General features: G+C 48.5%; 1 protein-coding gene. It reads right to left on the bottom strand.

From position 1 onward, the window contains the following. Positions 1-137: 137 nt before the first annotated feature. On the bottom strand, positions 138-332 hold a 195-nt coding region (locus tag ACTQVX_RS08880; RefSeq protein ID WP_441560943.1), incomplete at its 5' end, for a hypothetical protein.

Genomic DNA, 332 nt, shown 5'->3' with positions numbered 1-332 from the left:
ATCGTCTGTTCCATCTCTCGCCCCCTTAACTTGCATCCGCGACACACGCGGATGAAGAGGCGTTAAGAACAGGCTTCTCGCTCGCAACTAGGCGCAGTCGCAAAAGTACAGATTTTCGTATCTTTCGATGGAACTCATTATACGAATAAATCCAGACCGTTTTCCCAGATTGCGCAAATTGCGGCGAGAGCGGACACATCTCCATACCCCACTACAAAAACCTGTACCTTTTTGCGCAACAAAAAAGCCGCTCTAACCTGCGGCTCTTCTTCTATAGACAACAAAAAAGGCGACCGCCCGCGAGGACGATCGCCTTTGTTAATTCTTGTATT

This window comes from Collinsella sp. LCP19S3_A6, from assembly GCF_052122015.1.
Lineage (GTDB): Bacteria > Actinomycetota > Coriobacteriia > Coriobacteriales > Coriobacteriaceae > Collinsella.
Note: the sequence above shows the minus strand (reverse complement) of the source record. Positions and strands in the feature narration are given on the sequence as shown.